This window comes from Streptomyces sp. NPDC058239 (genome assembly GCF_042882185.1).
GTDB lineage: Bacteria > Actinomycetota > Actinomycetes > Streptomycetales > Streptomycetaceae > Streptomyces.
On record NZ_JBHVWS010000009.1, the window covers coordinates 43,572 to 67,475 of the forward strand.

General features: G+C 68.5%; 19 protein-coding genes, 3 pseudogenes and 1 riboswitch. Of the genes and pseudogenes, 11 read left to right on the forward strand and 11 right to left on the reverse strand.

Annotated elements, in window-relative coordinates; all coding sequences use genetic code 11:
* Positions 1 to 3 precede the first annotated feature (3 nt).
* The 5 genes from ACFVYE_RS13345 to ACFVYE_RS13365 form a co-directional block, all read right to left on the reverse strand.
* Positions 4 to 945, reverse strand: coding sequence for a sterol desaturase family protein (locus ACFVYE_RS13345; protein ID WP_389605657.1), 942 nt, complete (start codon positions 943 to 945; stop codon positions 4 to 6).
* An 858-nt stretch (positions 946 to 1,803) separates the two neighbouring features.
* On the reverse strand, positions 1,804 to 2,457 hold the full coding sequence (locus ACFVYE_RS13350) for a response regulator (RefSeq protein WP_383964175.1): 654 nt from the start codon (positions 2,455 to 2,457) through the stop codon (positions 1,804 to 1,806).
* A gap of 1 nt (position 2,458) precedes the next feature.
* A complete protein-coding gene (locus ACFVYE_RS13355) occupies positions 2,459 to 3,649 on the reverse strand; it encodes a sensor histidine kinase (RefSeq protein WP_389605531.1) in 1,191 nt (396 codons plus the stop codon).
* Between the two features lie 5 nt (positions 3,650 to 3,654).
* Positions 3,655 to 5,871: an MMPL family transporter gene (locus tag ACFVYE_RS13360; RefSeq protein ID WP_383964181.1), complete on the reverse strand. Its 2,217-nt coding sequence runs from the start codon at positions 5,869 to 5,871 to the stop codon at positions 3,655 to 3,657.
* A 139-nt stretch (positions 5,872 to 6,010) separates the two neighbouring features.
* Complete coding sequence (locus ACFVYE_RS13365) at positions 6,011 to 6,871, reverse strand: Gfo/Idh/MocA family protein (protein WP_389605534.1); 861 nt, start codon at positions 6,869 to 6,871, stop codon at positions 6,011 to 6,013.
* 84 nt (positions 6,872 to 6,955) lie between these two features.
* Here ACFVYE_RS13365 and ACFVYE_RS13370 point away from each other — a divergent pair, with 84 nt between their 5' ends.
* The 4 genes and pseudogenes from ACFVYE_RS13370 to aroQ all read left to right on the forward strand — a co-directional run.
* Positions 6,956 to 7,201 (forward strand): hypothetical protein, encoded by a 246-nt coding sequence (locus ACFVYE_RS13370; RefSeq protein WP_383964187.1) that lies wholly within the window; start codon positions 6,956 to 6,958, stop codon positions 7,199 to 7,201.
* A gap of 21 nt (positions 7,202 to 7,222) precedes the next feature.
* Positions 7,223 to 7,525, forward strand: coding sequence for an ArsR/SmtB family transcription factor (locus tag ACFVYE_RS13375; protein ID WP_383964190.1), 303 nt, complete (start codon positions 7,223 to 7,225; stop codon positions 7,523 to 7,525).
* Positions 7,522 to 7,914, forward strand: a complete 393-nt coding sequence (locus ACFVYE_RS13380) for a VOC family protein (RefSeq protein ID WP_383964193.1) — start codon at positions 7,522 to 7,524, stop codon at positions 7,912 to 7,914. The genes ACFVYE_RS13375 and ACFVYE_RS13380 overlap by 4 nt, the downstream gene beginning before the upstream one ends.
* Positions 7,875 to 8,864 (forward strand): annotated as a pseudogene (gene aroQ / locus ACFVYE_RS13385) (gamma subclass chorismate mutase AroQ); the annotation flags it as partial. The gene ACFVYE_RS13380 and the pseudogene aroQ, both read left to right, overlap by 40 nt.
* A 290-nt stretch (positions 8,865 to 9,154) precedes the next feature.
* Here aroQ and ACFVYE_RS13390 read toward each other — a convergent pair.
* The 3 genes from ACFVYE_RS13390 to ACFVYE_RS13400 all read right to left on the reverse strand — a co-directional run bounded on the left by ACFVYE_RS13390 (position 9,155) and on the right by ACFVYE_RS13400 (position 12,036).
* A complete protein-coding gene (locus ACFVYE_RS13390) occupies positions 9,155 to 10,027 on the reverse strand; it encodes an EamA family transporter (RefSeq protein WP_389605537.1) in 873 nt (290 codons plus the stop codon).
* A 195-nt stretch (positions 10,028 to 10,222) separates the two neighbouring features.
* A complete protein-coding gene (locus ACFVYE_RS13395) occupies positions 10,223 to 10,876 on the reverse strand; it encodes an HD domain-containing protein (RefSeq protein WP_383964199.1) in 654 nt (217 codons plus the stop codon).
* A 74-nt stretch (positions 10,877 to 10,950) separates the two neighbouring features.
* The gene (locus ACFVYE_RS13400) at positions 10,951 to 12,036 is read right to left on the reverse strand and encodes an NAD(+)/NADH kinase (protein ID WP_389605539.1); all 1,086 of its coding nucleotides are present in this window, start codon (positions 12,034 to 12,036) and stop codon (positions 10,951 to 10,953) included.
* Positions 12,037 to 12,337: 301 nt separating this feature from the next.
* On the opposite strand from ACFVYE_RS13400, the gene ACFVYE_RS13405 reads away from it, so the two are divergent.
* The 3 genes from ACFVYE_RS13405 to ACFVYE_RS13415 are packed head-to-tail and all read left to right on the forward strand — an operon-like array spanning position 12,338 to position 15,551.
* Positions 12,338 to 13,228 carry an alkaline phosphatase family protein gene (locus tag ACFVYE_RS13405; RefSeq protein WP_383964205.1) on the forward strand — a complete coding sequence of 297 codons (891 nt, stop codon included), beginning with the start codon at positions 12,338 to 12,340 and terminating at the stop codon, positions 13,226 to 13,228.
* Positions 13,229 to 13,233: 5 nt separating this feature from the next.
* The gene (locus ACFVYE_RS13410; protein WP_389605541.1) at positions 13,234 to 14,532 is read left to right on the forward strand and encodes an MFS transporter; all 1,299 of its coding nucleotides are present in this window, start codon (positions 13,234 to 13,236) and stop codon (positions 14,530 to 14,532) included.
* Positions 14,529 to 15,551, forward strand: coding sequence for a TolB family protein (locus ACFVYE_RS13415; RefSeq protein ID WP_383963996.1), 1,023 nt, complete (start codon positions 14,529 to 14,531; stop codon positions 15,549 to 15,551). Before ACFVYE_RS13410 ends, ACFVYE_RS13415 begins: the two co-directional genes overlap by 4 nt.
* Before the next feature lie 56 nt (positions 15,552 to 15,607).
* Here ACFVYE_RS13415 and ACFVYE_RS13420 read toward each other — a convergent pair whose 3' ends face one another.
* Complete coding sequence (locus tag ACFVYE_RS13420) at positions 15,608 to 17,002, reverse strand: APC family permease (protein ID WP_383963999.1); 1,395 nt, start codon at positions 17,000 to 17,002, stop codon at positions 15,608 to 15,610.
* Positions 17,003 to 17,351: 349 nt separating this feature from the next.
* On the opposite strand from ACFVYE_RS13420, the gene ACFVYE_RS13425 reads away from it, so the two are divergent.
* Positions 17,352 to 17,669, forward strand: coding sequence for a hypothetical protein (locus tag ACFVYE_RS13425; protein ID WP_389605543.1), 318 nt, complete (start codon positions 17,352 to 17,354; stop codon positions 17,667 to 17,669).
* A gap of 61 nt (positions 17,670 to 17,730) precedes the next feature.
* On the opposite strand, the gene ACFVYE_RS13430 is transcribed toward ACFVYE_RS13425, so the two are convergent.
* Positions 17,731 to 19,245 (reverse strand): hypothetical protein, encoded by a 1,515-nt coding sequence (locus tag ACFVYE_RS13430; protein WP_389605545.1) that lies wholly within the window; start codon positions 19,243 to 19,245, stop codon positions 17,731 to 17,733.
* A 644-nt stretch (positions 19,246 to 19,889) separates the two neighbouring features.
* Between ACFVYE_RS13430 and ACFVYE_RS13435 the strand changes: the two genes are divergently transcribed.
* Positions 19,890 to 20,540: a DUF2461 family protein gene (locus ACFVYE_RS13435; protein ID WP_389605547.1), complete on the forward strand. Its 651-nt coding sequence runs from the start codon at positions 19,890 to 19,892 to the stop codon at positions 20,538 to 20,540.
* Positions 20,541 to 20,676: 136 nt separating this feature from the next.
* On the opposite strand, the gene ACFVYE_RS13440 is transcribed toward ACFVYE_RS13435, so the two are convergent.
* Complete coding sequence (locus tag ACFVYE_RS13440; RefSeq protein ID WP_389605549.1) at positions 20,677 to 21,411, reverse strand: transglycosylase SLT domain-containing protein; 735 nt, start codon at positions 21,409 to 21,411, stop codon at positions 20,677 to 20,679.
* 4 nt (positions 21,412 to 21,415) lie between these two features.
* Positions 21,416 to 21,601, reverse strand: a riboswitch (cyclic di-AMP (ydaO/yuaA leader).
* Positions 21,602 to 22,311: 710 nt separating this feature from the next.
* On the opposite strand from ACFVYE_RS13440, the pseudogene ACFVYE_RS13445 reads away from it, so the two are divergent.
* Positions 22,312 to 22,926: pseudogene (locus tag ACFVYE_RS13445) on the forward strand (ATP-binding cassette domain-containing protein); the annotation flags it as partial.
* Between the two features lie 120 nt (positions 22,927 to 23,046).
* Positions 23,047 to 23,788, forward strand: a pseudogene (locus ACFVYE_RS13450) (ATP-binding cassette domain-containing protein); the annotation flags it as partial.
* Positions 23,789 to 23,904: the final 116 nt, after the last annotated feature.

Sequence of the window (23,904 nt, forward strand, 5' to 3'; positions counted from 1 at the left end):
CGGTCAGACGGAACCGGGCCCGGCCCTCTTCGCACGGCGCCAGGGGTGGAGAAGGGTGTCGGCGATCTCGCCGGTCGGGGGGAACGACTCGGGATCGCCGATTCCGACCGCGATCGGCTCACGGCCGGGCCGCCAGGTGTAGCTGTCGAAGAGGTGGTCCCAGATCGACAGATCCGAGCCGTAGTGGCCCGCCTCGGACAGCTCGGTGCTGTGATGCAGGCGGTGTTGTTCGGGACTGGCGAGCACATGATTGAGCCGGCCGATTCGCACGTCGATGTTGGCATGGACGAAATAGCCCTGTGCTGCCACGAAAAGACCCACGACGAAGACGGAGCCATGGGAGAACCCGACCGACGCCAGAGCCAGTTGCACTGCCCCCTGCGCAAGGACGATGTCGAGAACGTGATTGACACCGTTATTGGCGACGTTGACTTTCTGCGGCACATGGTGCACACCGTGCAGTCGCCACAATATCGGGTTGGCGTGCCCCATTCGGTGCACGAGATAACTGGCCAGTGAGCCGGTCAGCAGGGCTGCGGGTATTTCGGCCCAGAGATTGAACGCCGGTTCGTCGGGCGTCACCACGGAGACAGCCGCGGTGACCGCATATTGCGCCAGGGCGCTGGCCGCCATCGTCAGCAGGAAGTAGATGCCGTACCAACGCCATTCACCGGGGCTCGGGTGCCAGGCGCGCCGATACGGAATCAGACGTTCGAGAACGGTGAGGTAGGCGATGGTGCCGACCAGGAAGAGCGGGCTCACACGCTCCGGATCCCAGTCGAGACACAGCGCCGCCGCGGCCACCGAAACTGTGGCCACCAGCAGGAACGGATAAGCCAGCACGCGCAGGACAACGCACGCCGGGAGTGCGAGCGCTCTCACCCGCTGCACCGGACCGGAATCCTTCTCCGGATCGCCATCGGGCAGTGGTTCGCAATTTTCCATCCGCAGCACCTTTACGAAGGAACCAGTACAGAAGAATGCACAGACCGCGAAGGAGGAACTGACGACTTCCTGCGGGCTCGCTGGACCGACGCTTCGGACGTCGGTTGTCACGCATTGAAGAATTCGCACCCGGAGACTCATGTGAACTGCCTTGCGGACCAGGCGAACCCGAGCGAGGACGCCGGGCGAACCCGCTCTGTTTGCATTTCCCTTTCAGGCGCCCTCAACCGTCTGATTCAAGCCTCGTCTTGATGCGCCGGACCGCCATGGCAGCATTCGCCACCCCGTCCAATTTTCAATGAACCAGGCGGACCAGCCGGGCGGAATGCGAATAATTCGACCTTCCACCAAGTGGGTTACTAGTAATACTGATAATCTATTGGGATTTTACAGTTCCGCCTTTTCTGACGGGTATCCTTCAATTGGACGGCAAGGGCCGGAGCGACCAGGGAAAGGCCGCCCGGGCCGGAACGGCCTTCCCTGCCGGACGGGATCCCGCTCGCCGCCGCCAGGACGGCAGCGTGGCCTCGGCCCCGGTCCTGACGATGCAGCGGGCACAGAGCGCTGTACGGGCCTCGTGGTCGGACGGCCGGACTCGCGGGACGCAATCGGGTCTGCCATGGCTCATAAACGCCGGATCCAAGGCTGCGACCGTGTCAGGGATCGTCTCGGCCAGAGGTCTCGGCAGTGCGGCAGCGTGTTGATGGTTGAGCGCTCGGTGCCGGAGCCCGGCGGAGGAACCCGTCGGTCCTTTACTGCATGTCAGCGGTGCCGATGTTGCGCCCTCGGGGACTGGAAGGGTGGCGCGAATCCGAGGAGGGGCCGTTGGACCCCCGGGGCAGTGACCCGGGGCTGGGTCTAACGCCGTTGGAGGAGGCCGCCGTTCATGGCGACAACCACCGCGCGTGTGCGGTCGCTGACGTCGAGCTTGGCAAATATCCGCAGGAGATGGGTCTTCACCGTGGCCTCCCCGATGAACAGGCGTCGGCCGATCTCCGCGTTGGACAGTCCGTCGGCCACCGCGTCGAGCACCTCCGACTCGCGCGGGGTGAGTGTCACGGGCGAGGGCTGCCGCATTCTGGCCACCAGCCGTTGCGCGACGCGCGGGGCGAGGACGGTCTCGCCCCGGGAGGCCGAGTGGATCGCTTCGACGAGTTGGTCGCGGGTTGCGTCCTTGAGGAGATAGCCGGTTGCTCCCGCCTCCACGCCGCGCTCGATGTCCGCATCGGTTTCGTACGTGGTCAGGATCAGCACCCTGGTCCGCCCGGGGCGCGAGACGATCTCGGCGGTGGCGCCCACCCCGTCGAGAACCGGCATCCGTAGATCGACAAGTGCCACGTCCGGCTGGAGCTGCTCGACGAGCCGCACTGCCTCTCGGCCGTCGCCGGCCTCGCCGACGATGTCGATGGTTGGTTCGGAGGCCAGCAGCGCTACAAGCCCGGCGCGCATCACCGTATGGTCGTCGGCCAGAATGACGCGCAGGGGGCTCTGTCGCGGTGTTGGAGCTGTCATGTCATACCTGACCGTTCATGGGGATGGTCACGAGGATCCGGGTGCCGTCGCCGACCGAGCTGGTGACGGTGAGCTCGCCGCCGAATTCGGCGAGGCGTCTGCGCATACCGTTCAGACCGAAGCCGTGCGACTCCTCGACCACGAATCCGCATCCGTCATCGGTGATCTCCAGCTCGATGCCGTGGGGGTGCCTTGCCAGTACGACGCCCACTGCAGATGCCGACGCGTGCTTGCGGACGTTGGCCAGGGACTCCTGGGTGCACCGCAGCAGTGCGATTCGGGTCGGCTGGTCGCACTCGGCATCCGTCGGTTGTGCCAGTTCCGCCGTGACGGTGAGGCCGGTGTCCTCGGTGAACCGGTCCAGGGTCCGGCGGAGTGTCGTGGCGACCGATCCGCCGGCCACGCCGCTGCGGGGCGCGGCACCCACCAGGACCCGGGCCTCCGCGAGGTTCTCCCGGGCGGTCTGCTCGATGGACTGGAGCTGCTGGGCACTTCGGTCGGGGTCGGCACGGAGCCCGGAGCGGGCGGCCTCGGCGAGCACGATGATGGAGGCGAACCCCTGGGCGAGCGTGTCGTGGATCTCCCGGGCGAGGCGTTCGCGTTCCTCCGCCGCGCCCTGGCGCTGGTACACCTCGGACAGTTCCAGTTGGGCTGTCTTCAACTCCTCACGCAGTTGGGCCCGTTCGTCCCGCAGATCCAGCGCCTTGGGCGTCAGCGCCGCGATCAGCACGCCCACCGCGTACACACCGAGGGACGAGATGGTGTTGGTGGTGAGGACGTCGGCTCCCCAGCCTTCCCTCAAGGTGCCGCCGACGGTGATCGCCAGGGCGCCGAACCCGCTGTAGACGATCGCGGACCGAAGACTGTTCACGAAGATGACGAACTGCGCCAGCGTCACGGTGTACAGCACACCGAAACCGTCCCCGAGGTAGGAGAGACCGCCCAGTGCGAGGATCAACACACACAGATAGCCGTACGGGCTCAGTACCGGGTTGTCGGGGAAGCCACGCACGAGCGCGTAGCAGAGAGCGAGCACGACCAGCAGCGCAAGCAGCCCGGACTTGGCGGCGGCAGGAGTGTCGCCCACGAGTGTGAGCAGGCCTATGAGTGCGATGAGCGCCCAGGAGAGACCCTCCCACCAGTGGAGCGCCCATATCCAGAACGGGTCGCCGCGCTGCGGTCGTTGAAGCATGTCCGTCAGACTACGTTCTGGAGCGGGCGCGTGGTGTGGGCGGCGTTCGCCGGCCGCCGCGAGCGACGCAGGGGCCACCAGGCATGTTCCCCGAGGAGCAGAAGGATCGACGGCAGGATCATCATCCGGATGACCACCGCGTCCAGCAGCACCGCGACGGCCAGGCAGAAGCCCATCTGCTTCATCTCGGTGAGGTGCAGGAAGACGAAGGCGGCGAACACCGTGACCATTACCGTCGCCGCGCTGGTCACCACCTTTGCCGACCGGCCGATGCCGTCCAGCACTGCGGCGCGAGCCGTCATTCCGCGCTCCATGGCCTCCTTGATGCGGCTGACCACGAACACCTGGTAGTCCATCGACAGGCCGAAGAGGATCACGAAGAGGAAGAGCGGTACGCGCGATGCGATCGCGCCGAGGGAGTCGAAGCCCAGCAGGCCCTCGGCCCAGGTTCCTTGGAAGACCGCGACCAGTGCTCCGAGTGCGGCAGCCGCGGACAGCAGGTTGAGGACGACGCCGATCAGGCCGATCATCACCGATCGGAAGGCCGCCACGGTCATCACGAAGGTCAACAGCAGCAGGAAGCCGATGACGAGCGGCAGTTTGCTGTTCTCGTGCGCCACGTAGTCCTGGCCGCGGGCCACATCGCCGCTCACCGCCGTCTCCACACCGGGCAGCTTCCCTGCGGTGTCGGGCAGATATTTCTCCCGGATGTGGTCCAGTGACGCGATCGCCCGGTCGGAGGGCGCCGGGTACGGTACAGCCAGCTCAAGGACAGTGATCCGCCCGTCGGCCGAGGCGTGTACCGCCGGCTCGGCGTTCCGGGCGAACAGCGGATCCGTCTGGGCCCGCCGGCCCAGTTCCGCCAGAGCCTGCTTCACCTGTCCGGCCCGGTCCGGGGTGGATCGGGCGACGACCTCGTGCTTGACGAGAAGTTCGGGAAACTTCTCGGTCAGCCGGTCGTACGCCTGCATGGCAGGGATGGAGCGCGAGAACGTGTCCTTGCCCGGGTCGATGAGCTTCAGGCCGAGTGCCGGCGCTGCCACACCGAGCATGACCAGTACGGATACACACAGGGTGATCACGGGATGCCGCTGTGCGGGTCGCATCAGGGCGCCGAACACCCGCCCGTTCTCGGGCTTCACCGGCTTCTCGGCCACCGGCTTGCCCCGGCGCGCCCGCCGGGCGGCCTTCTTGGCGGCACGGCGTCCCGTACGGTGACCGATCTTCACCAACAGTGCGGGAAGCACGGTGAGAGAGCTGATCACGGCGACCGCCACGACCAGGATGGTGCCCGTCGCCAGCGAGGAGAAGATGACGTCCGTGGCGAGATAGAGGGTGGCGGTGGAGACGATCACCGCAAGACCGGAGACCACGATGGCCCGGCCCGCTGTTGCCGCCGCGAGCTCCACCAGCGCTTCGGGGCCGAGCCGGCCGTCGGCGTGGGCCCGTTCCTCGCGCTCGCGCTTGAGGTAGAAGAGCGTGTAGTCGACGCCCACTGCCAGACCGATGAGCAGGATCATGTTGGTCCCGACCCCGGGGTCGGGCAGGAAGTGGGAGGCTGCCATGGCCAGGCCCAGGGCGGCGGCGATCGAGGAGAGCGCCAGCAGCAACGGCACACCGGCCATGACCACCGAGCCGAAGACGAGCAGCAGGATGATGAGCGTGACCGGCAGGGTGATGCGTTCCGACAGGGCGAGGTCTTCACCACGCTGGTCGTTGACGCCCTTGCTGATGGCGGGCGATCCGGTCTCCTCCACGACGAGGCCCGGGTGGTCGGCGGCCACCTTCGCCGTCTGGCCGAGGAGCGGAACGACATTCTTCTTGCCGTCCAGCTCCGGGCCCTTCAGGACCACCGTGACACGCAGAGTCGTGCCATCCTCGGAACGGACCGGGGCCGCCACACTGTCCACTTCGGGCAAGTCGGCCATCCGGCCTGTGAGGTCGCGGACCGCGGAAGCCGCCGCCGCCGTGTCCAGTGGGCCGGACCGGGAGGAAATCATCACGTGCTCGGTGGGCCGGCGCTGCAGCCCGCCTTCGGTGGCCATCGATTCGGCGTGCCCCGCCTCCCCCACCCAGAAGTCCTCGGTGGTGGCCGCGTTGCTGCCGACGGCCACCCCGAAGCCGAGACACAGAATGACGAAGACGAACCAACCGGTGATCGCGCGCCACGGATGCCTGGCGCTCCAACGAGCCATACGTACAGGGCGATTGAGGTTTCTCATGCCTCAAATGCTGGTCCGCAGAGCCAATCCTCCGGCAGCCCCTACCAGTTGAACCACACGTCCACCGGTCGGTGGACACGGGGATCTCGTCAGACGTCCCTGCGGCCGCCGAAGTCCAGGTGGATCAAGGGGCGTCACCTCACCGGGAGTCGGCCGACCGCGTGCGCAGGGCAGCGGCGACGGACTCCAGAACCTCGATGGGGCGCAGCAAGTCCCCGTATCCGATCGGAGGCCTGCCCGTACGGGCCATCTCCAGGAACGCTTCGAGACCCGGTACGCAGTAGTGGGCGTCGAGGGTGAGGGTCTGCTCGACCACGGTGTCCTGAGTGAGCGTCATTCCGTGGAAGGGAATCTGGCGCGTGTCGTTCGGCTTGACGAAGTTCACGAGGACACGGGTGCCGCCCGCGGTGAATGACGCGCTGACTGTGGTGTCGGTGGTGTCCGTGCGTACGTCGGAGATCTCACCGGGGGCGAGCCGGAGGGCTACGTCCACCGGGTGGATGCCGTAGAAGAAGATCCCGCCGTACTCGCCGTCGGGATCGGCAGGTCCGGAGGTGACGACCACGTGCGGTTGCCCGCCCCGCGCAGTCCGGGCGACCAGCGCGTCGGTGTCGGGAATCCAGCGGAGCGCCGAGGATGACGTGAGCGGTGCGTCGTGGGCGAGGGCGGTGTCGATCATGGCCTGGGCGTCCGCGACGGTGCAGGCCAGCGGCTTGTCGACGAATACCGGAAGCCCTTCGGTCAGGAAGGGGGTCGCCTGGTCGCGGTGGTGCGCACCGTGCCGGTCCGCGATGATGACGGCGTCCACCAGTCCGAGCAGGCCGATGGGCTCGTCGACGATCTTTTCTATCCCTCCGGTGGACGCCAGCGTGTCGTTGCGCCGACTGTGCCCGCCGCTGAGAGCCACGACGCGGGCGTCGCCGTCCGCCTCGTGGACGTTGAGGTGGCCGACGATGTGGTCGACATGAGTGTTCTCGGTGCCGACGATCCCGATACGCATCACAAGAGGCTACCTTCACGGTGACAGGCAGGTTGAGAGCACTCGCCCCGGCCACCGGGCGGGCACCCCTGGTGCTGTCGCTACGTGGAGCGTCCCGCAAGGGGCCGGGAACCCGGCGCTGCGCCGACAGAGCGGGGCTGCCGGCTCGATGCCGTTCAGCGCAGAACGACCAACGAGGCCCTCGGCCGGCAGCTCCTCCCCATCCAGCTCGCCACCGGCCGCCCCGAAGTCGCCCGGTCCACCTACCGCGTCCTCGCTGCCCGCGCGCGCCTGCGCCCCCGACGGCAGGCCGATTCGGGACGCGGCACCCTCGACTTGATAGGCAAGTGAGCATTTGCCTATCGTGTGGTCGTGGCCGACGACCTTTTCAAAGCCTTGGCCGACCCCACCCGCCGCACCATCCTCGACGAGCTCACGGAGAAGTCCGGACAGACACTGTTCGAGATCTGCTCGCGACTGACCATGAAGCATCGGCTCGGCATCTCGCGCCAGGCGGTCTCCCAGCACCTCGCCGTGCTGGAGGCCGCCGGGCTCGTCGAGACCAGGCGAGAGGGCCGCTACAAGTTCCACGACCTGAACACAGCCCCGCTGCGGCAGATCGCCGAGCGATGGCTCGTGCCCGACACATCCGGACCGGAGGAGAGCACCCCATGAAGATCCATCTGACCAGCGTCTTCGTCGACGACCAGGCCAAGGCCCTGCGCTTCTACACCGAGATCCTCGGCTTCGTGAAGAAGCACGACGTCCCGGTGGGCGAGAAGGACCGGTGGCTGACCGTCGTCTCGCCCGACGAGCCCGGCGGCACCGAACTCCTCCTGGAGCCCGCCGGCCACCCGGTCGTCAAGCCCTACCGCGACGCGCTCGTCAAGGACGGCATCCCGCTCGCCCAGTTCGCCGTCGACGACGTGAAGGCGGAGTACGAGCGCCTGCGCGGCCTCGGCGTCCGCTTCACCCAGGAGCCCCTGGAGATGGGCCCCGTCACCACCGCCGTCTTCGACGACACCTGCGGCAACCTGATCCAGATCGCGACACAGCCGCAGTAGGCGATCGGCCGCGTGCGGGGCTCGGCCGCGCCGGCGGCTGGACCCTCGCCCTGGAATTCGCCGGCGGCGTGTCCATGACTCCGGAGTTCCCGGAAACCCTCTCGGCCGGCACCCGCGCCGTCATGCAGTCGTCCAACGGCGGCAAGTCCAGGGTTTCCGGCGTTCCAATGTCCACGGCGGCACGACCGAGTGGCGTACGCAGGGGCCGTCGAGCTCGACCGGGCGATCGAGATGCGGGGCGAGCCGGTCCGACCACCGGTACGCAATCGGGCCGCGCAACGCCACATCGTCTCCTGCACCGAACACGTGTACTCCGTCGGCGGTGGGCACGTACAGCAGTCCGGCCTCAGGGGTGTTGTCGGTGCACCAGAGTCAGGCCCTGTTCGTTACCTCGGCCCACGCCCAGGCGTTCTCTCTGTCCCTGGCCTGTGCGTGATGCGCTCGGCGCGCTCCTCGCACCATCGACCGATCGGCAGGAAACTCCTGTGCAACAGACCTCAAGATGGGTCCACTTGCTGACCACGGCCGTAGCTGCGACCGCGCTGTTCACCGGAGTGACAACTGCCGCCCCGGCGTCCGTGTCCGCGACGCACACCACCCCGGCCACCGAGAGCGGTGACGGTCCGCACCCGCCGCTGTTCTCCATCACCGAACTTTCTTCCCGGCGCATCGCCACCGGTGACCTGGTAGCCGCAGCGAAGTGGGGCGCCGACAGCCCGATCGATGATCCCGCCAGGGAGCAGCAGGTGCTGGACGCCGTGGCCGGACAGGCGCGGAATCTGGGCGGGGACGCCGAGGTGACCCGACAGATCTTCCGGGACCAGATCGAGGCGAACAAGGAGGTGCAGCGTGGGCTGCACCGGCTGTGGCAGGACGATCCGTCCAAGGCGCCCGCCGTACGCCCCGGCCTCAGTGAGGTGCGCAAGGAGGTCAACCGCATCAACGAGGCACTCGTTCGAGCTGTCGTTGCCTCGGCACCGCACCGTTCGGCGCCGCTGTGCGGCGTCGCGCTGGCCGCCTCTGCGGTACGCGTGCGTCACGAAATGCACCTCGATGAACTGCACACGGCGGCGCTGGCCGGCTCTCTGAAGTCCGTATGTGGTAGTCGCGTCCGACGTCCGTCACAATTCGGTTTCGTGGCCACCGATCTCCTCGAAGAGCGCCTCGGCAGCCGCCGGCCCGGCCGAGGAGCCGGTCGGAACGAGCCTGTGGTCGAAGGGCGTCGAGGACCGCTTCGCGACTACTCAGCAGTGGCGAGTCGGTCGTGCGGCTGGACGGTGACGAGGGCGATCCCCGCACAGCACACCGCGAGGAGCATCAGTTCGGCGGTCGAGGGCACGGGCGCGGTGTCCAGCGCCCAGTCGCCGAGGCGCACGGTGAACGGAACGGCCAGCTGCACAGCTGCCGTGAAGACCGGCCCTCGGAGCAGGATGAGCCGGTGTTGTACGAGGTAGGCGGGCGCGTAGACGGCCGCGCCCAGCACCACGATGCCGCCGGTCGCGGCGAGTGTCGGCGGATGGGCGATCAGGGCGGGCAGGGCCATCGGCAGCAGCAGACAGGTGGCGGCCGCGAGCAGCACGGGCAGAACGGCGAGGGGCGGCAGCCCCGACAGCCGTTCCCGGTACAGGAACCCGTACACAGCGAACGCCACGGTCGCGGCCGCCACCAGCAGCAGCCCCGTCCCGTCCAGATCCCCCGCGTCCGCGCCGAGCGCCGCGTATCCGGCCGCTGCCGCGCAGGCCAGCACTGCCCCCGCCGCCTTGCGCGGCCCGGACCTCTCACCGAAGAACACCGCCCCAACCACCACCGAGGCGCATGGCATCAGCGCGACGACGAGGTTGGTGAGCGAGGTGCCGATGCGCGGGATGGCCAGAAGGGTACCGGCCGCGTAGCCGGCGAAGCCGAGCAGGCCCAGCAGCCATACGGTGCTCGGGCGGGCCGCGGCCCGGCGCAGATCGGCCCGTCCGCCCGCACTGGACGCGGCGACGGCGGTGAGCACCGCGCAGCACACCGCTGTGCGGCCCACAGCGACGATAAGCGGATCGGTTCCGGTGACCAGGGCGCCGGAGAGCAGCCACGTCCCTGCGAGCAGCAGCACGAGGGCGACCGGCACGGCGTGGCCTTTCCGTAGGGGCGCGGGAGGAGCGCAGCGGGGCCCGGAGCCGTTCGACCTGCCCTGTCACACACGGACACCCCCGAGCGGGTGGCTGCCACGGCTCTCGTTCGCCACGAAGAGCCGCAGCTCGGACCGCCCATCATGGTGCGCCCGGACGAAGGCGTCCACCGACTTGCGTGCCCTGCGGGAGCCTCACTCCTGCCAAGGGGAATCCAGGATGGTGTCCACGAAGTTGCCCCGCTTGAAGCCGGGTACATATCGCTCCAGTACATCGGCCTTCACATTGCCGAAAGTGGTGTCCGGCTTGGCTTCGATGCCTTCGGTGAAGGCCCGGAGAATGCGCTGTTTGAAGTCGGGGCGGGGATGGAGGGCAACGATCGACGCGCGGTCCGCGTCGCTGATGTCGGCGTACCCGATGCCGAGCACGTCGTACTCCACCCCCGCGGTCACCAGGGCGACCTCGGGTTCCATGAACTGTGGAACTCCCGGCGTCGTGTGGAGCGCGATCGCCGTCCAGACGCGGCGGATGCTGTCCTCGGGCACGCCGTGGCTCTGCAGAAATCTCCGTGCCTCGTCGGCGCTGTCCACCTCGAAGCGGCGCCCGCTCCCGCGGAACTCCTCGTTGAGGCCCAGGTCATGGAACATCGCTCCGACGTAGAGAAGTTCCGGGTCGAAGCTCAGCCCCTTGTTCTGCCCCTGCAGGCTGCCGAAGAAGTAGACACGGCGGGAATGGTGGTAGATCAGGTCGTCGGTCGCGTCACGCACCAGTTCGGTGGCCGCGGCGGCCAGCTTGGTGTCGGGCGCCGTCACTCCGGTGGCGTCAGGAAGGTCGGCACTGCTGGGCATGTGGACTCCTTCGTCGTGCGACATGTCGGATCTTCCCTTTCCGATTCTTCAGCCTGCGGCTCTCCCCCGCCCGGTCAACCACGGGCTGCCTCGTCCCTGTCCGCCGGGGCCGGGGAGAAATGGAGATGGGCCAGGTCGTGCGGGACCGGGCCGTCGGGACGGAACAGGGGCGCGCTCTCCCCGTCGGCGGCCGTGGCCGGAGCGTCCGTGAGTCGAAGCCGGGTGCGCAGCCGCCCGTAGAAATCGTGCGGGCCGAGCCTGATGACGCGCAGACGCCGCGGGGCCGCGTACACCCCGAGCCAGTCTCCGGCGTCAAGTACGCCGCGCAGCTGACCGTCGATCGTGACCGCGCCCTGCCCCGAATGGGGCAGGACCCGCACCGCGATCGGTTCGTCCGGAGCGACGACCACTGTGCGGTTGAAGGTCATGTGCGGGGCGACGGGTGTGAAGAGGACGGCATCCATGCGTGGCGACACCACCGGACCGCCTGCGGCGAAGCTGTAGGCGGTCGACCCGGTGGGGGTGGCCATGATGACGGCATCGGCCGAGTACGAGGCGAGGAGCCGGCCGCCGATATAGACGCCGAGACTCACCTGCCGGTCGCGCGCGAGCTTCTCCACGACGACGTCGTTGAGGGCCGTGACATCCAGCGCCACGCCCCAGCCCTCCTCCGCGGCCTCCGCCTCCAGGTCGACATGGGGAGGCGGCAGCATCGGACGTCGTCCGTAGCCCATCAGGGCGTCGATGTCCTTGGGCACTTCGATTACGCGGGAAGTCCTCATCGTCAGCGTCATGCGCTCCTCGACGTCCGCCCGTCCGTGGTGGACGGCGTCGAGCGCCCGGACGACGTCCTCGGCCGGCACCTCGGTCAGGAAGCCGACCCGGCCCAGGTCGATCCCGAGAACGGCGGCGTGGTTCTTGGCCGCGATCCTGGCGCCGCGCAGAAATGTGCCGTCTCCTCCGAGCGTCACGATGAGATCGGGGTTGCCCGCGACATCGGCCTCCTCCCGTCCGCCACGGCGGCGCGCGTCGCCGCGCCACACATCGATGTCCGTGCACGGAACGGCTTCGCCCGCACACCAGTCGCGTACGACGCGCGCCGTGGCAGCAGCCTCGGGACGGCCCTGGTGGACAACGACTCCCACGCGCTCGACACTCATCTCGCTCCGGCTCCCGTACTCCGACGATGTGGCGATTTCCTGGTCCCACCTTGATGGCCCATGGGTGTGCGGGCTTCGTCGCCGGGCCGACAGACCGTTCCCGGTCAGGCGATCGGGCCCCTGGGAGGGCATCGCGACCGGGCCGCCGCGGGCGCAGCGTGGTCCGCCCACCGCGCGGCAGAATGGTGGGGAAAGGTTCGCCTGCTCTTCATGCACGGGACGCGGCCGAGTCCACCCGGTGGCTCCTAGGGTTGCGACGCCCCACACCCGTGTGCTCGTCACTTCTGTCCGGAGGACAGTCATGACCGCAGTTCAGGCGTCCAGGCGCAGCCGACGCTCCCTCACCGCGCTGGCCGGGGCCGTGGCTCTCGCCGCCGCCTCGATCGGTCTCTGGGCCACCACCGGTTCCACCGCACAGGCCGCCGGTCTCCCGGCCCCCGATCATGTGGTGGTCGTGGTGATGGAGAACCACGCCTACACCCAGGTGATCGGTGCCTCCGGCGCCCCGTACATCAACAACACTCTCAAGGCGGGCGGCGCCGGCCTCACCCAGTCCTTCGGGCTGACCCACCCCAGCGAGCCGAACTACTACATGCTGTTCTCCGGCTCCAACCAGGGCCGCACCGACGACAGTTGCGTGGGCGTCGGTTCCCTGTCCGCGCCCAATCTCGCCTCCGAGCTGATCGCCGCCGGAAAGAGCTGGGCGAGCTACAACGAGACGCTGCCCAGCCAGGGTTCGACCGTCTGCAGCAGCGGTGACTACGCCCAGAAGCACAATCCCTGGTTCGGTTTCTCCAATGTGCCGACCAGCGCGGCGAAGACCATGACGCAGTTCCCGGCCGACTTCACCGCCCTGCCGAAGGTCTCGTTCGTCGTACCGAACCTGTGCAGCGACATGCACGACTGCTCGGTCTCCACCGGTGACACATGGATCAAGAACAAGCTGGGCGCCTATGCCGACTGGGCCAAGACCCACAACAGCCTCCTGGTCGTCACGTTCGACGAGGACAACAAGCTGTCGGGGAACCGCATCCCCACCGTCTTCTACGGTCAGCACGTCACCCCCGGCAGCTCCAGCGGTGCCACCTACAACCACTACAACGTGCTCCGCACCCTGGAGGACCTGGCCGGCCTGACGACGCACGCCGGCAACGCGGCCTCGGCGTCCGACATCTCCGGCATCTGGAACTGACATCTGTGTATCTCGCAGACTCCCGCAGTGCCGATACCGCCGCCCCGGACACCGGTCCGGGGCGGCGGCCGGCCGTGGTACCCGGCACTGTCCTTGCTCTCGGCGCCGTCAGTCTGATCACGGACATCTCCTCGGAGATGGTCACCGCTGTCCTGCCGCTGTACGTGGTCACCGTCCTCGGCCTGTCGCCGCTCGGCTTCGGTGTGCTGGACGGCATCAACAACGGCGTCGGCGCCCTGGTACGGTTCTTGGGCGGCCACCTCGCCGACCGGGGTGGTGGCCGCAGGCACAAGTCGGTGGCAGGCATCGGTTACGGTCTGTCCGCGCTCTGCAAGCCTGTGCTGTTGTTCGCCCACAGCCTTCCCGTGATCAGTGCTGTGCTGGCGGTGGACCGCACCGGCAAGGGCCTGCGAACCGCGCCCCGGGACGCGATGATCTCGCTGGCCAGCCGGCCCGAGCACCGCGGAAGAGCGTTCGGCGTGCACCGCGCCATGGACACCACGGGCGCCCTGCTCGGACCGCTGGCGGCCTTCGCCGTTCTCCGGGCCGCTGTCGACGGCTACGACGCGGTCTTCGCAGTGAGCGGCTGCGTCGCCGCGCTCGGGGTCCTCGTGCTGGTCCTCTTCGTGCCCGGACAGTTCACTCCGAAGGACACCGAGCCGTCCCGGGAGCGCCCCGCGTTGCGCGACTCGGTCGCCCTGCTGCGCCGCCCCGGACTGCGCAGGCTCACCCTGTGCGCCGCCCTGCTCGGCCTCACCACCGTCAGCGACTCGTTCCTCTATCTGCTGCTCCAGCGCGAACTGCGGCTGCCCGCCCAGCTCTTCCCATTGCTTCCGCTCGGCACGGCCGCCGCCTTCCTGCTGCTCGCCGTACCCATGGGCGCGCTCGCCGACCGCACCGGCCGCCGTCGGCTGTTCCTGGCGGGCCACGGCAGCCTGCTGCTCGGTTACGGCCTGGTGCTGGCCCCGCTGCGGGGTGTCACGGTGCTGATCGCCGTGCTGGTGTTGCACGGCGCTTTCTACGCCGCCACCGACGGAGTGCTCGCCGCCGCCACCGCCGGGGCCGTCCCGGCGGAGCACCAGGGCGCCGGGCAGGCGCTGGTGGGTACCGGTCAGGCCCTGGGAAGGTTCGCCTGCTCACTTGCGTTCGGCTCCGCCTGGAGCCTGTGGGGCGGGCGGACGAGTCTCACCGTCACGGCCGCCGCGCTGGCCGTGAGTGCCTTGACGGCCTCGATCGTCCTGCGCGGCACCGATCGTGACGCGAAGTGTGCCGCAGACCGTGACACGGATGAGGTGTCCACATGAGCCGAACCAACCGTCTGGTGACCCTGCTCCTCGCCGTCCTGCTGCTCGGGACGGCCGGGACCGCGGCGGTGCTGCATGCCGCGGACCGGTCCGACAGACGCGACCAGGAGCAGGCGGGTGGCCCACCCGTCCGCAGCGGTACTGTCTCGCTCCGGACGGCCGGAGACCGTCAGTTGCTGGTACGCAACCTGGCCTGGGGCCCGCACCGCGACGAGATCGCCACCGTGCCCGCCGACCGGCCGGACGGTGCGCGGACCGTGTCCGGCGTCAAATGCCTGCGCTTCCACGCGGCCGCCGGTACCGGAATCTGTCTGCAGGCCCGGCACGGCGCGCTTCAGGACACCTATCGGGCCGTCGTACTCGACTCGCACCTCCACGAGCTGCACCGCTTCCCGGCAGCCGGTGTTCCCACCCGCGCCCGGGTCGCACCGTCCGGCCATCTGGTCGCCTGGACGGTCTTCGTCAGCGGGGACTCCTACGCGGGAACCGACTTCTCCACCCGCACCGCCATCGTCGACACCCGCACCTGGGCGATCGACGACAACCTCGAGACGTACACCGTCACCAAGGACGGCAGGCCCTACCGCGCCTCGGACGTCAACATCTGGGGTGTCACGTTCGCCGACGACTCCCGTTTCTACGCCACCCTGGCGACCCACGGCCGGACCTACCTCGTCCGGGGCGACGTCACCGCCCGCACCCTCACCACCCTGCACGAGAACGTCGAATGCCCCTCGCTCTCGCCGGACGGCACCCGCATCGCCTACAAGAAGCGCGTCCCGGGAGCCTCGCCCGACGCCCCGTGGCGGCTGTATGTGCTCGATCTGCGCCGCATGTCGCAGACCGCGACCGCCGAGCGGCGCAACATCGACGACCAGGCGGTGTGGGCGGACGACTCCACCCTCGTCTACGCCCTCCCCGGCGACTACGGCTCGGACCTGTGGACCGTCCCGGCCGACGGCACCGGTGCGGCCCGCCGGCTGATGACCTCCGCCGTCGCCCCGGCCTATCCGGGGTGACGGCTCAGCGGGCCGGGCAGTGTGCGGGATGCGGGTCGCGAGTCCCGGTCATCCGGTCAGGACTGTGCGTCCTCCGGAATGCTGACCAGCCAGCGGGTCTCCCGGCGGGGCCGCAGATACAGCGCCCAGTAGAGCGTGGCGACCGCTGTGATCCCGCCGGTCCACAGCAGGTACTCGGTCTCCTGCTGGGTCAGGATGTACGCGAGCACGGCGATGAGCAGTACGGGAATCGCAGGCCACAGGGGCATGCGCCAGGCCGGTGCATCGCGGTGCGTGCCGCGGCGGCAGAGCAGTGCGGCGACCGCGACCAGCAGGTACATGCCGGTGACGGAGACGCCGGTGACGCCGTACAGGGTGTCGAGGTTGACGAAGCAGAGCGCCGCGCCGGGGATGCCGACGACCAGGGTCGCCACCCACGGGGAGCCGAACCGGCCGAGTCGGGACAGGGCGTTGTTGATCGGCTCGGGCCACGCCTTGTCACGGGCGGAGGCGAACAGGACCCGTGAGTTCTGGATGACCATGACGATGCCCGCATTGATGATCGCGAGGGCCACGCAGAGGCTGACGAACGTACCGACGGCCGAGTTCGACCAGGCGGCGACCATGGTGTTGAGGTCGCCCGAGGTCAGGGCCGCGAGGTCCGGGGCGCCCAGCGTGATGGCGATGACCGGGACGAGGATGACCGCGGTGGAGATGGCGAGGGTGGCGAGCACGGTGCGGGCCACGTTGCGCCGCGGGTTCTCCAGTTCCTCCGAGAGGTAGACGGCCGTGGAGAAGCCCTGGGTGATGAAGAGCGCGATCGCGAGCCCGGAGACCACCATCATCGCGGTGACCGTGGAGGTCGTGCTGCCCGAGGCGACCGACCCGTGCACCAGGGCGGAGGCCCCGCGCTCGGAGTGCGCGAAGCCGAGAACGGCGACGACGCCCGCCGCGATCACTTCGAGGACGAGGAAGATCCCGGTGATCCACGCGTTGGCGCGCAGGTCCAGGAGACCGGCGAGGGTGGCCAGGACCATGACCCCGGCGCCCGCGGCGGGAGCCGGAATGTGCACGACGGGAGCGAGATAGTCGGCCGTCCCCATGGCGATGACCGGGGGCACGATCATCACGACCAGCAGGGAGAGCACGAAGACGAGCCACCCGGCCAGCCGTCCCGCCATGGTCGACACCATGGCGTACTCACCTCCCGCGCTCGGTATGAGGGTGCCCAGCTCCGAGTAGCAGAAGGCGACCGCGATACAGAGCAGCGAGCCGATGGCGATGGTGAGGGCGGTGTACGTGCCCAGGCTGGAGAACAGGTCGGGTACGACCACGAAGAGTGTCGAAGCGGGCGTCACGCAGGAGAGCGTGAGCAGCGTCCCGCCCACGACGCCGATGGAACGCCTGAGCTTCTGTGGAGTGGGGCCGGTCGCTGGGGCGAGCGCCTGGGGAGCGCTGAGCGTTTCGGTCATCGTGCGATTCCGATCAACAGGTGCGGTGTCTGAGCGCGGGAGCGGTATCGCCTCCAGACGAGGACGTGGTGAGTGGTTTCGTCGCTCCCAGCGCGACATGCAATCCTGACGAGTTCAGCAGGTCAAGAGCTGTTCACCTTCGGAATTCGTTGTTTCGATGAGCAGATCTGACGTTTTGGCGTTAAGAACGCGTCATTCTATGGGGATCGGTGGGTGCGGGAACCGCAGCAGGATCCGGTGCAAAGTTTCGCCCATTCCAGATTCCGGAAGGGTGCGGGCGTCCCGGAGCGCCGCGATGCGCGGATGGCCGCGGGTCGCGCATCCACGGTCTTGATGCCAGCCTGGAGACATGGCTTGGGCGTCATGGACGACTCGCGGCGTTTTCTCCGGGCACGGTGGCGTGCTCACGGACGAGGTCGGCGTCCTGTCCGGAGACCTGACCGTTCACACGACCTGGGCCGATGACACGGCCCAGGTCACTGTGCAGTACACGGGTGCGATCGACTGGTTCACCATGTCGGGCAGCCCGGTGCCGTGCTGCTCGGAGGCCGACAGTCGGCGCCTTCACGAGGCGGTGGTGGAGTCCGTCCGGGAGGGAGCGGCGGCCACGGTTCCGAGGCCTCCGCCGCAGAAGCCGGAGCGGCCGGCGGAGAGCGCCCAGGAGTGAGGCCTGCGTCGGCGGGCGCACGCCGGGCGTTGCGGTCCGGATCACCGGGTCGCAGCCCGGTTCAGGCGGTGCGGCGGTCCCTGGCGATGGCGAAGACGTGGAGTGCCGGTGTCTTGGAGCCCATGTACTGGGGCCCGGACGGCAGGGTGATCGACGCGAGTTGTCTGGCCGGGTCGACGTCCACTGCGATTGTGTAGAGCTTTGCGGTACGTGTGCTCTGTGCCCGGCCGCTGCCGTTGACCTTGCCTCCGTCGGCCGCGATCACCGTTCCCTTCGGGACGCTCGTGGCGCTCCAGTCGGGGACGGTGATCGGGAGTGCGCTGCTGGTTCCGCCGGTGTAGGTGACCGTGACGGTGCCGGTCAGGCCGGAGGCCGGGGCGTACGTGGCGGTCATCAGAAGGCCGACGCGGGACGCATGACCGGTCAGGGGGATGAGCCGGCCGTGGGCGAGGGCGTTGTCCTCGGTTCCGACGAAGCCGGTCGGCAGGGTGAAGGCGAGGCCGTCGGAGTCGACGCTGCCTCCGGCACCGACACCGGCGGCCGCGAGGCCCTCGGCGGAGAAGCTGGATTGCGCTCCGTCGACGTCCCCCGGCTGGGGGTTGCTGTCGTGGGTGACGGCGATGTTGTCGAAGGCCTGGGCGAGGTCGTGCAGAGCGACGACGGTGACAGTCGTCGCCCGTACCCGGCTCCGGGCCGCCGGATCGTCATCGGTGTGCCGGAAGTCGGCCGTGGCCACGAGCCGGTACGTGCCGGGGGTCACCTCTGCTCCTGGTCCGATGGAGAATTCCACTGTGCGGCTCTGCCGGGGCGGAATCGTGACGGACCGTTGGCCGGGCAGAGCGCCGGGCGTGGTGTTGTCGAGCAGATGGTGGGCTTCGAGGCGCACCTGCGCCTGCGGCACTGCGTGCCCGGTCGGGTTGGTGACCACCACCCGGACGGTGTTGGCGCGAGCCGGGTCGAGCGTGCGCGGGGCATCGACGGTGAGCCGGACTTCGGTGGGACTGGTCAGGATCTGCAGTTCCGCAAGTGCCGGCCTGGCCGATGGTGCACCGCTGAAGCGGACCCAGCGGTAACGGGTGGCATCGTCGACGGGCAGGGTCAGCCAGTCGCGGGTCGGCGTCCACTGGACGGTGGCCAGGGTGTGACAGCCGACGTCCGGTCCGTCGGTGCAGCCCTGGACGGTCCCGCCCACCAGCGAGGCCAGATCGGCGGAGGAGTTACTGCGTGGGAGCAGCCTGAGACCGGCGAGCCGTTCCGCGCCGTCGGCGCCGAGGTCGAGCCCGGCTGCGGCTCCCGCGGTGCTCGCGACGAACGCGGTGTCCGGGTCGTCGTCGAACGCGCTCGCAGCGCCGCTCGGTCCGAAGGCTGTACCGCCGGCCGGGCGCGCCGCGGGATCGACGACTTCGGGCAGCCCGGGCGGATTGCCGATCCTGTCGGCGAGGACCTCGTAATCGAGGTAGCCGGCCAGTCGGGGGCTGCCCCATGCGGTGGAGGCGAGTATCTGCAGCGGGCGGCGCAGATAGTTGAGCGGATACGCCTCGGGCATGGTGTAGGCGTTGTCGCCCCACTGGGCCATGTGAAGCTTCCGCTGCCACCGGACCAGTTCTTCAGCGGCGGGACGACGGACGGAGCATTGTCCGGCTGCGCCACGGGGGGTTCGACCGCACCCGCGCTCCCGGTAACCGGGGCTCCGGCAGCGATGCAGGCGCCAACGGCGGGCAGCCAGACGGCTCGTGGCAGGCGTGTGCGACGCATTCCCCAACCTCCGACGTAGTGGCATAGACCACTGAGCTGGGAGGGGACTCTACTGCGCACATCCGGGCCGCACCAGGGTTCGCACACGGAATAGATCCGATCAATAGTCCAGGCCTGTCGCTGCTCGCGACCAGGAACCGTATGCGTGTTTGCGCCTGTTCCAGAAGAGAGGCCACTGATCCCATTCGGGCGCCGGCTCGCCCTCCACCTCTTCCACCAACAGATCGGACGTATAACGGGGGTCCTGGGCGGCTCCCTCAGCCGTTCGGCCGCGCCGAGGCGCCTGGGCTTCATCGAGGCCAGGCGCGAACGGATGGCACCCGCAGCCCCCTCGGACACCGGTACAGACGTGATCCGGCGGTTGAACCGCCCCGCCGGCCGCGTACGAGACCCAGCAGGCCACTGCTACGGCCCAGGGCCCGGTGCGCGCCCACCCTCAAGTCCCGGATCACTAGGATCTCTTGCGTGAGTAGAGCATTCAGCGGCTGGACAGAGCAAGCGTTCGAGCTGCTTCTGCAGTTGGAGGGTATGCCCTCGCAAGAAGCTCGCGAGAAGCGCAGAAAGGACCGGGAGCGTCTCGTACGGCAGCCCATGATCGCGTTGCTGAACGATGTGGCCGACGCGGACCAGGCCTACGAAGACTTCTCCGTCTGGGGGTTCCGCAAGGACCCGTGGTGGTGGCAGCACCAAGTGGCGGTGATCCGGATCGCACGCAACGTCGAGATCGGTCTCCGCTTCGACCTCGACGGGCTCCGGATCAAGGGCGGCTGGACCTACCCGGACCCTGGGCAGGTCCCGTTGTTCCGCACGGCCGTTGCCGCGCAAGGCAGTGGCCCCGAGCTGGTGCGCGCCATCGAGGCACTGGGGGCTCAGGGGTACGGGATCACCGGGGACACCATGAAGCGCATGCCGCGCGGCCATGACGCCGGTCATCCCCGTGCCGACCTGCTCCGGTACCGCTCGGTCTCCGCTGCCCGTCCCCTCGGCGGGGACTGCGCACAGCACACGTCGGCGTTGGTCGACGCCGTGCTCGAAGCGGCGGAGGAGTTGGAGCCCCTGCTCTCCTGGCTCGCGGGCCATGTGACCGTTCCTGGCACCCGCCGACGCCCCACATGACGTTGCCTTCGTATGCCGTCCACGCGGGTGGGCAGCCGAAAGGCGGTCCCTGACCGGCGGGTGCGGTCCCTTCCGAGGAGCCTGTTCGGCCCCTCGCCACCCGTCGGTCCTGAACCGCCATCGGCGCTGCTGTGCGTCAGTAGGCCCCGAACACGTTGTCGATGGAGCCGTACTTGTCGGCGGCGTAGTTGCACGCTGCGGTGATGTTGGCGACCGGGTCGTAGCTGTCCAACGGCGTACCGGGCACGTGGTAGGCACGGAACGTCGGGTCGATGATCTGCAGGAGCCCCTTGGACGGCGTGCCCTTGGCGGCGTTCGAGTCCCAGTTGTTGATGGCCAGGGGGTTGCCCGAGGACTCGCGCAGGACGTTGCGGTGGATTCCGTCGTAGCTGCCGGGGATGCCGTGTTTGGCCATGACGGCCAGCGACTCCTTGATCCAGCCGTCCAGATTGTTCGTGTACGTCGCGGGCTTCGCGGCCGGTGCGGCAGTGGCGGAAGTTTTGGACTCGGCCTGGGCGCCGATCGTCAGCTTGATGCCCGGCCGAAGCACTGCAGGATTGTCGCCGATGATCTCTCGATTGTCCTCGTACAGCTTCTGCCAGCCACCGCTGAGCGAATGCACCCGCGCGATCTTGGAAAGGGTGTCGCCCGCGGCCACGGAATAGATGATGGGCGCGGCCTTCTGTGCGGCCTTTTCCTTGACGGTCGACACCGCAGCCTTTTCGGCGGCGACGGGCTGCGCCGGCGCTGCCGAGGCGAAGCCGGCACCGATCAGCGGAAGCACGAGAGCGGCTCCGCCCGTGGTCGCGGCGATGAGACCGCGGGTCAGCGAAGTGGACTTACGACGACGGTGGTTACCCGTTGCAGACATAGCGAATTCCTCTCCGTCGCCTACGAGGTGAGCTGTCGGGTTCAGACTGGAGATGTCTGGCCGCACGCGAATGCGGCTTCACCCCGAGCCGTTCCGGATACCGGATCGGCGGCTTACCTGGGTCCCCCGTTCCTGCCATACATGAGTGGTCGGATTGTCGGACGGCGGCAGGATTCGGCGTTCCGTCCGGATTGACGGTGACCGTAGGCGAGAAACATCGAAAGGAACAAGCTCCTATTTTTGGATCACAATTCATTTACAAGATCGAATCGTGGAATTGGCAGTAATCCACCTCACACCGCGAAGCAAAATTTCCCGCCACAGAAGGGAACCGGGCAGCACGCAACGGCGTCCCGAACTCTTGACGTGACTCACGCCACAGGTTTTCCAAAAGGGACAATTCAGGCAGTACTCAAGGGTCGCAACTCTCCCCAAATGCCCCTTTGCGAACCAAGAGATCACTTCTAAGCAAATCGCCCATACTGGAACATTTGCATGCGATCCGGATACTTCTCGGGCCGATCGCACCCGCCAGGGCTCCATGCCCTCCGGCCTCCCGGCGAAGCGGCCCGCAGGCCGCTCGTCACACTCCCCCGCACGAGATCAAGGCTTTGCCTTTCGTCCAACGGGTCGTTATCGTGTCCAACGGCTCTGTTGTCTCCGATAGAGGTGGACGTTGCGCATCTGAGGTTCGCGATCATCGCGCCGTACGGCTTCAGCCGTACGCCCGTCACGCAGTGGCAGTGTTCAGTCCTGCCCGTGACCCCGCGTGGATGCGACCTCGGTGCATGAGCCGTCCCTCGATCTTTCGGGCCGCCGCACCTCCCTCTCGGTTCGGTCGCTGCGTGGTGCTCGCATACGAAGCCCCCATTCACCGCGCTTGCGACTGCGAGGATCACCATGGCAACACCCACCGCCCCCAGCGCCTCTCTCACCTGCTCCGCCCTGTCCTTCCAGTGGCCGGACGGCACGACCGTCTTCGACGAGCTCTCCCTCAGCATCGGCCGCGGCCGCACCGGTCTCGTCGGGACCAACGGCGCGGGCAAGTCGACACTGCTGCGACTGCTGGCCGGCCAACTGCGCCCGTCCCAGGGCTCGGTGACCGTCGGTGGCAGCCTCGCCCACCTCCCTCAGAACATCACCCTCGACACGACGCTGCGTGTGGACGAGGCCCTGGGCATCGCCGGACGACGCAATGCGCTGCGCGCCATCGAAGCCGGGGATGTGGACGAGAAACACTTCGAGACGATCGGCGACGACTGGGACGTCGAGGAACGAGCCCTCGCGACACTGGGGTCACTCGGACTCGGCGATGTCGAACTGGACCGCACCGTGGGCCGGATGTCCGGCGGGGAGACCGTTCTGCTGCGGCTGGCCGCACTGCTGCTGGAGCGTCCCGACGTTCTCCTCCTGGACGAACCGACCAACAACCTCGATGTGTTCGCCCGCCGCAGGCTCTACGAGGCCGTCGACTCCTGGCGCTCCGGTGTCCTCGTCGTGGTGAGCCACGACCTCGAACTGCTGGAGCGCGTGGACCGCATCGCCGAACTGCGCTCCGGATCCGTGAACTGGTACGGAGGCGGCTGGTCCGCCTACGAAGAAGCCCTGGCCACCGAACAGGAAGCCGCCGGGCGGATGTTGCGGGCCGCCGAGGCCGACGTACGCCGGCAGAAGCGCGAGCTGGAGGAGACCCATGTGAAGCTGGCGCGCCGCCAGCGGCACGGCAGGAAGATCGAGGCCGAGCGGCGGCTCCCGAAGATCCTCGCCGGCGCGCGGAAGCGGTCCGCCCAGGAGTCGGCGGGCAAGCTTCGCGGCCTCCAGGAGGACCGGCTGAGTGAGGCGCGCGAGCGCCGCGAAGAGGCCGCGGACGCGATTCGCAGCGACGCCGAGATCCGGGTGAGCCTTCCCCACACCGCCGTTCCCACCGGACGCACCGTGCTGAGCCTGCACGAACTGCGTCCCCGGTTCGGCCGGCTGCACGAGGGCAACCTCCATGTGCACGGACCCGAACGGATCGCGCTCGTCGGACGCAACGGCGCCGGCAAGACGACACTGCTGCGCACCCTCACCGGCGAGCTGGCTCCGCTGTCCGGCGAGGCCAGGACGTTCGTACCGCTGCGGTTCCTTCCCCAGCGGCTGGATGTGCTGGACGAGGAGCTGAGCGTCGCGGCGAACGTCGCCCGCATGGCTCCCGGGGTCACCGACAACCACATCCGCTCCCAGCTCGCGCGCTTCCTGTTCCAGGGGAAACGCGCGGAACAGCCGGCGGGCACCCTCTCGGGCGGGGAACGCTTCCGTGCCGCGCTCGCGGCGACGATGCTCGCCGCACCGGCCCCACAGCTGCTGATGCTGGACGAGCCGACCAACAATCTCGACATCGCCAGCGTGCGGCAGCTGACCAGTGCACTTGAGTCCTACGAGGGTGCGCTGCTGATCGCCAGCCACGACCTGCCGTTCCTCGAATCGGTCGGCATCACCCGCTGGCTGCTCCTC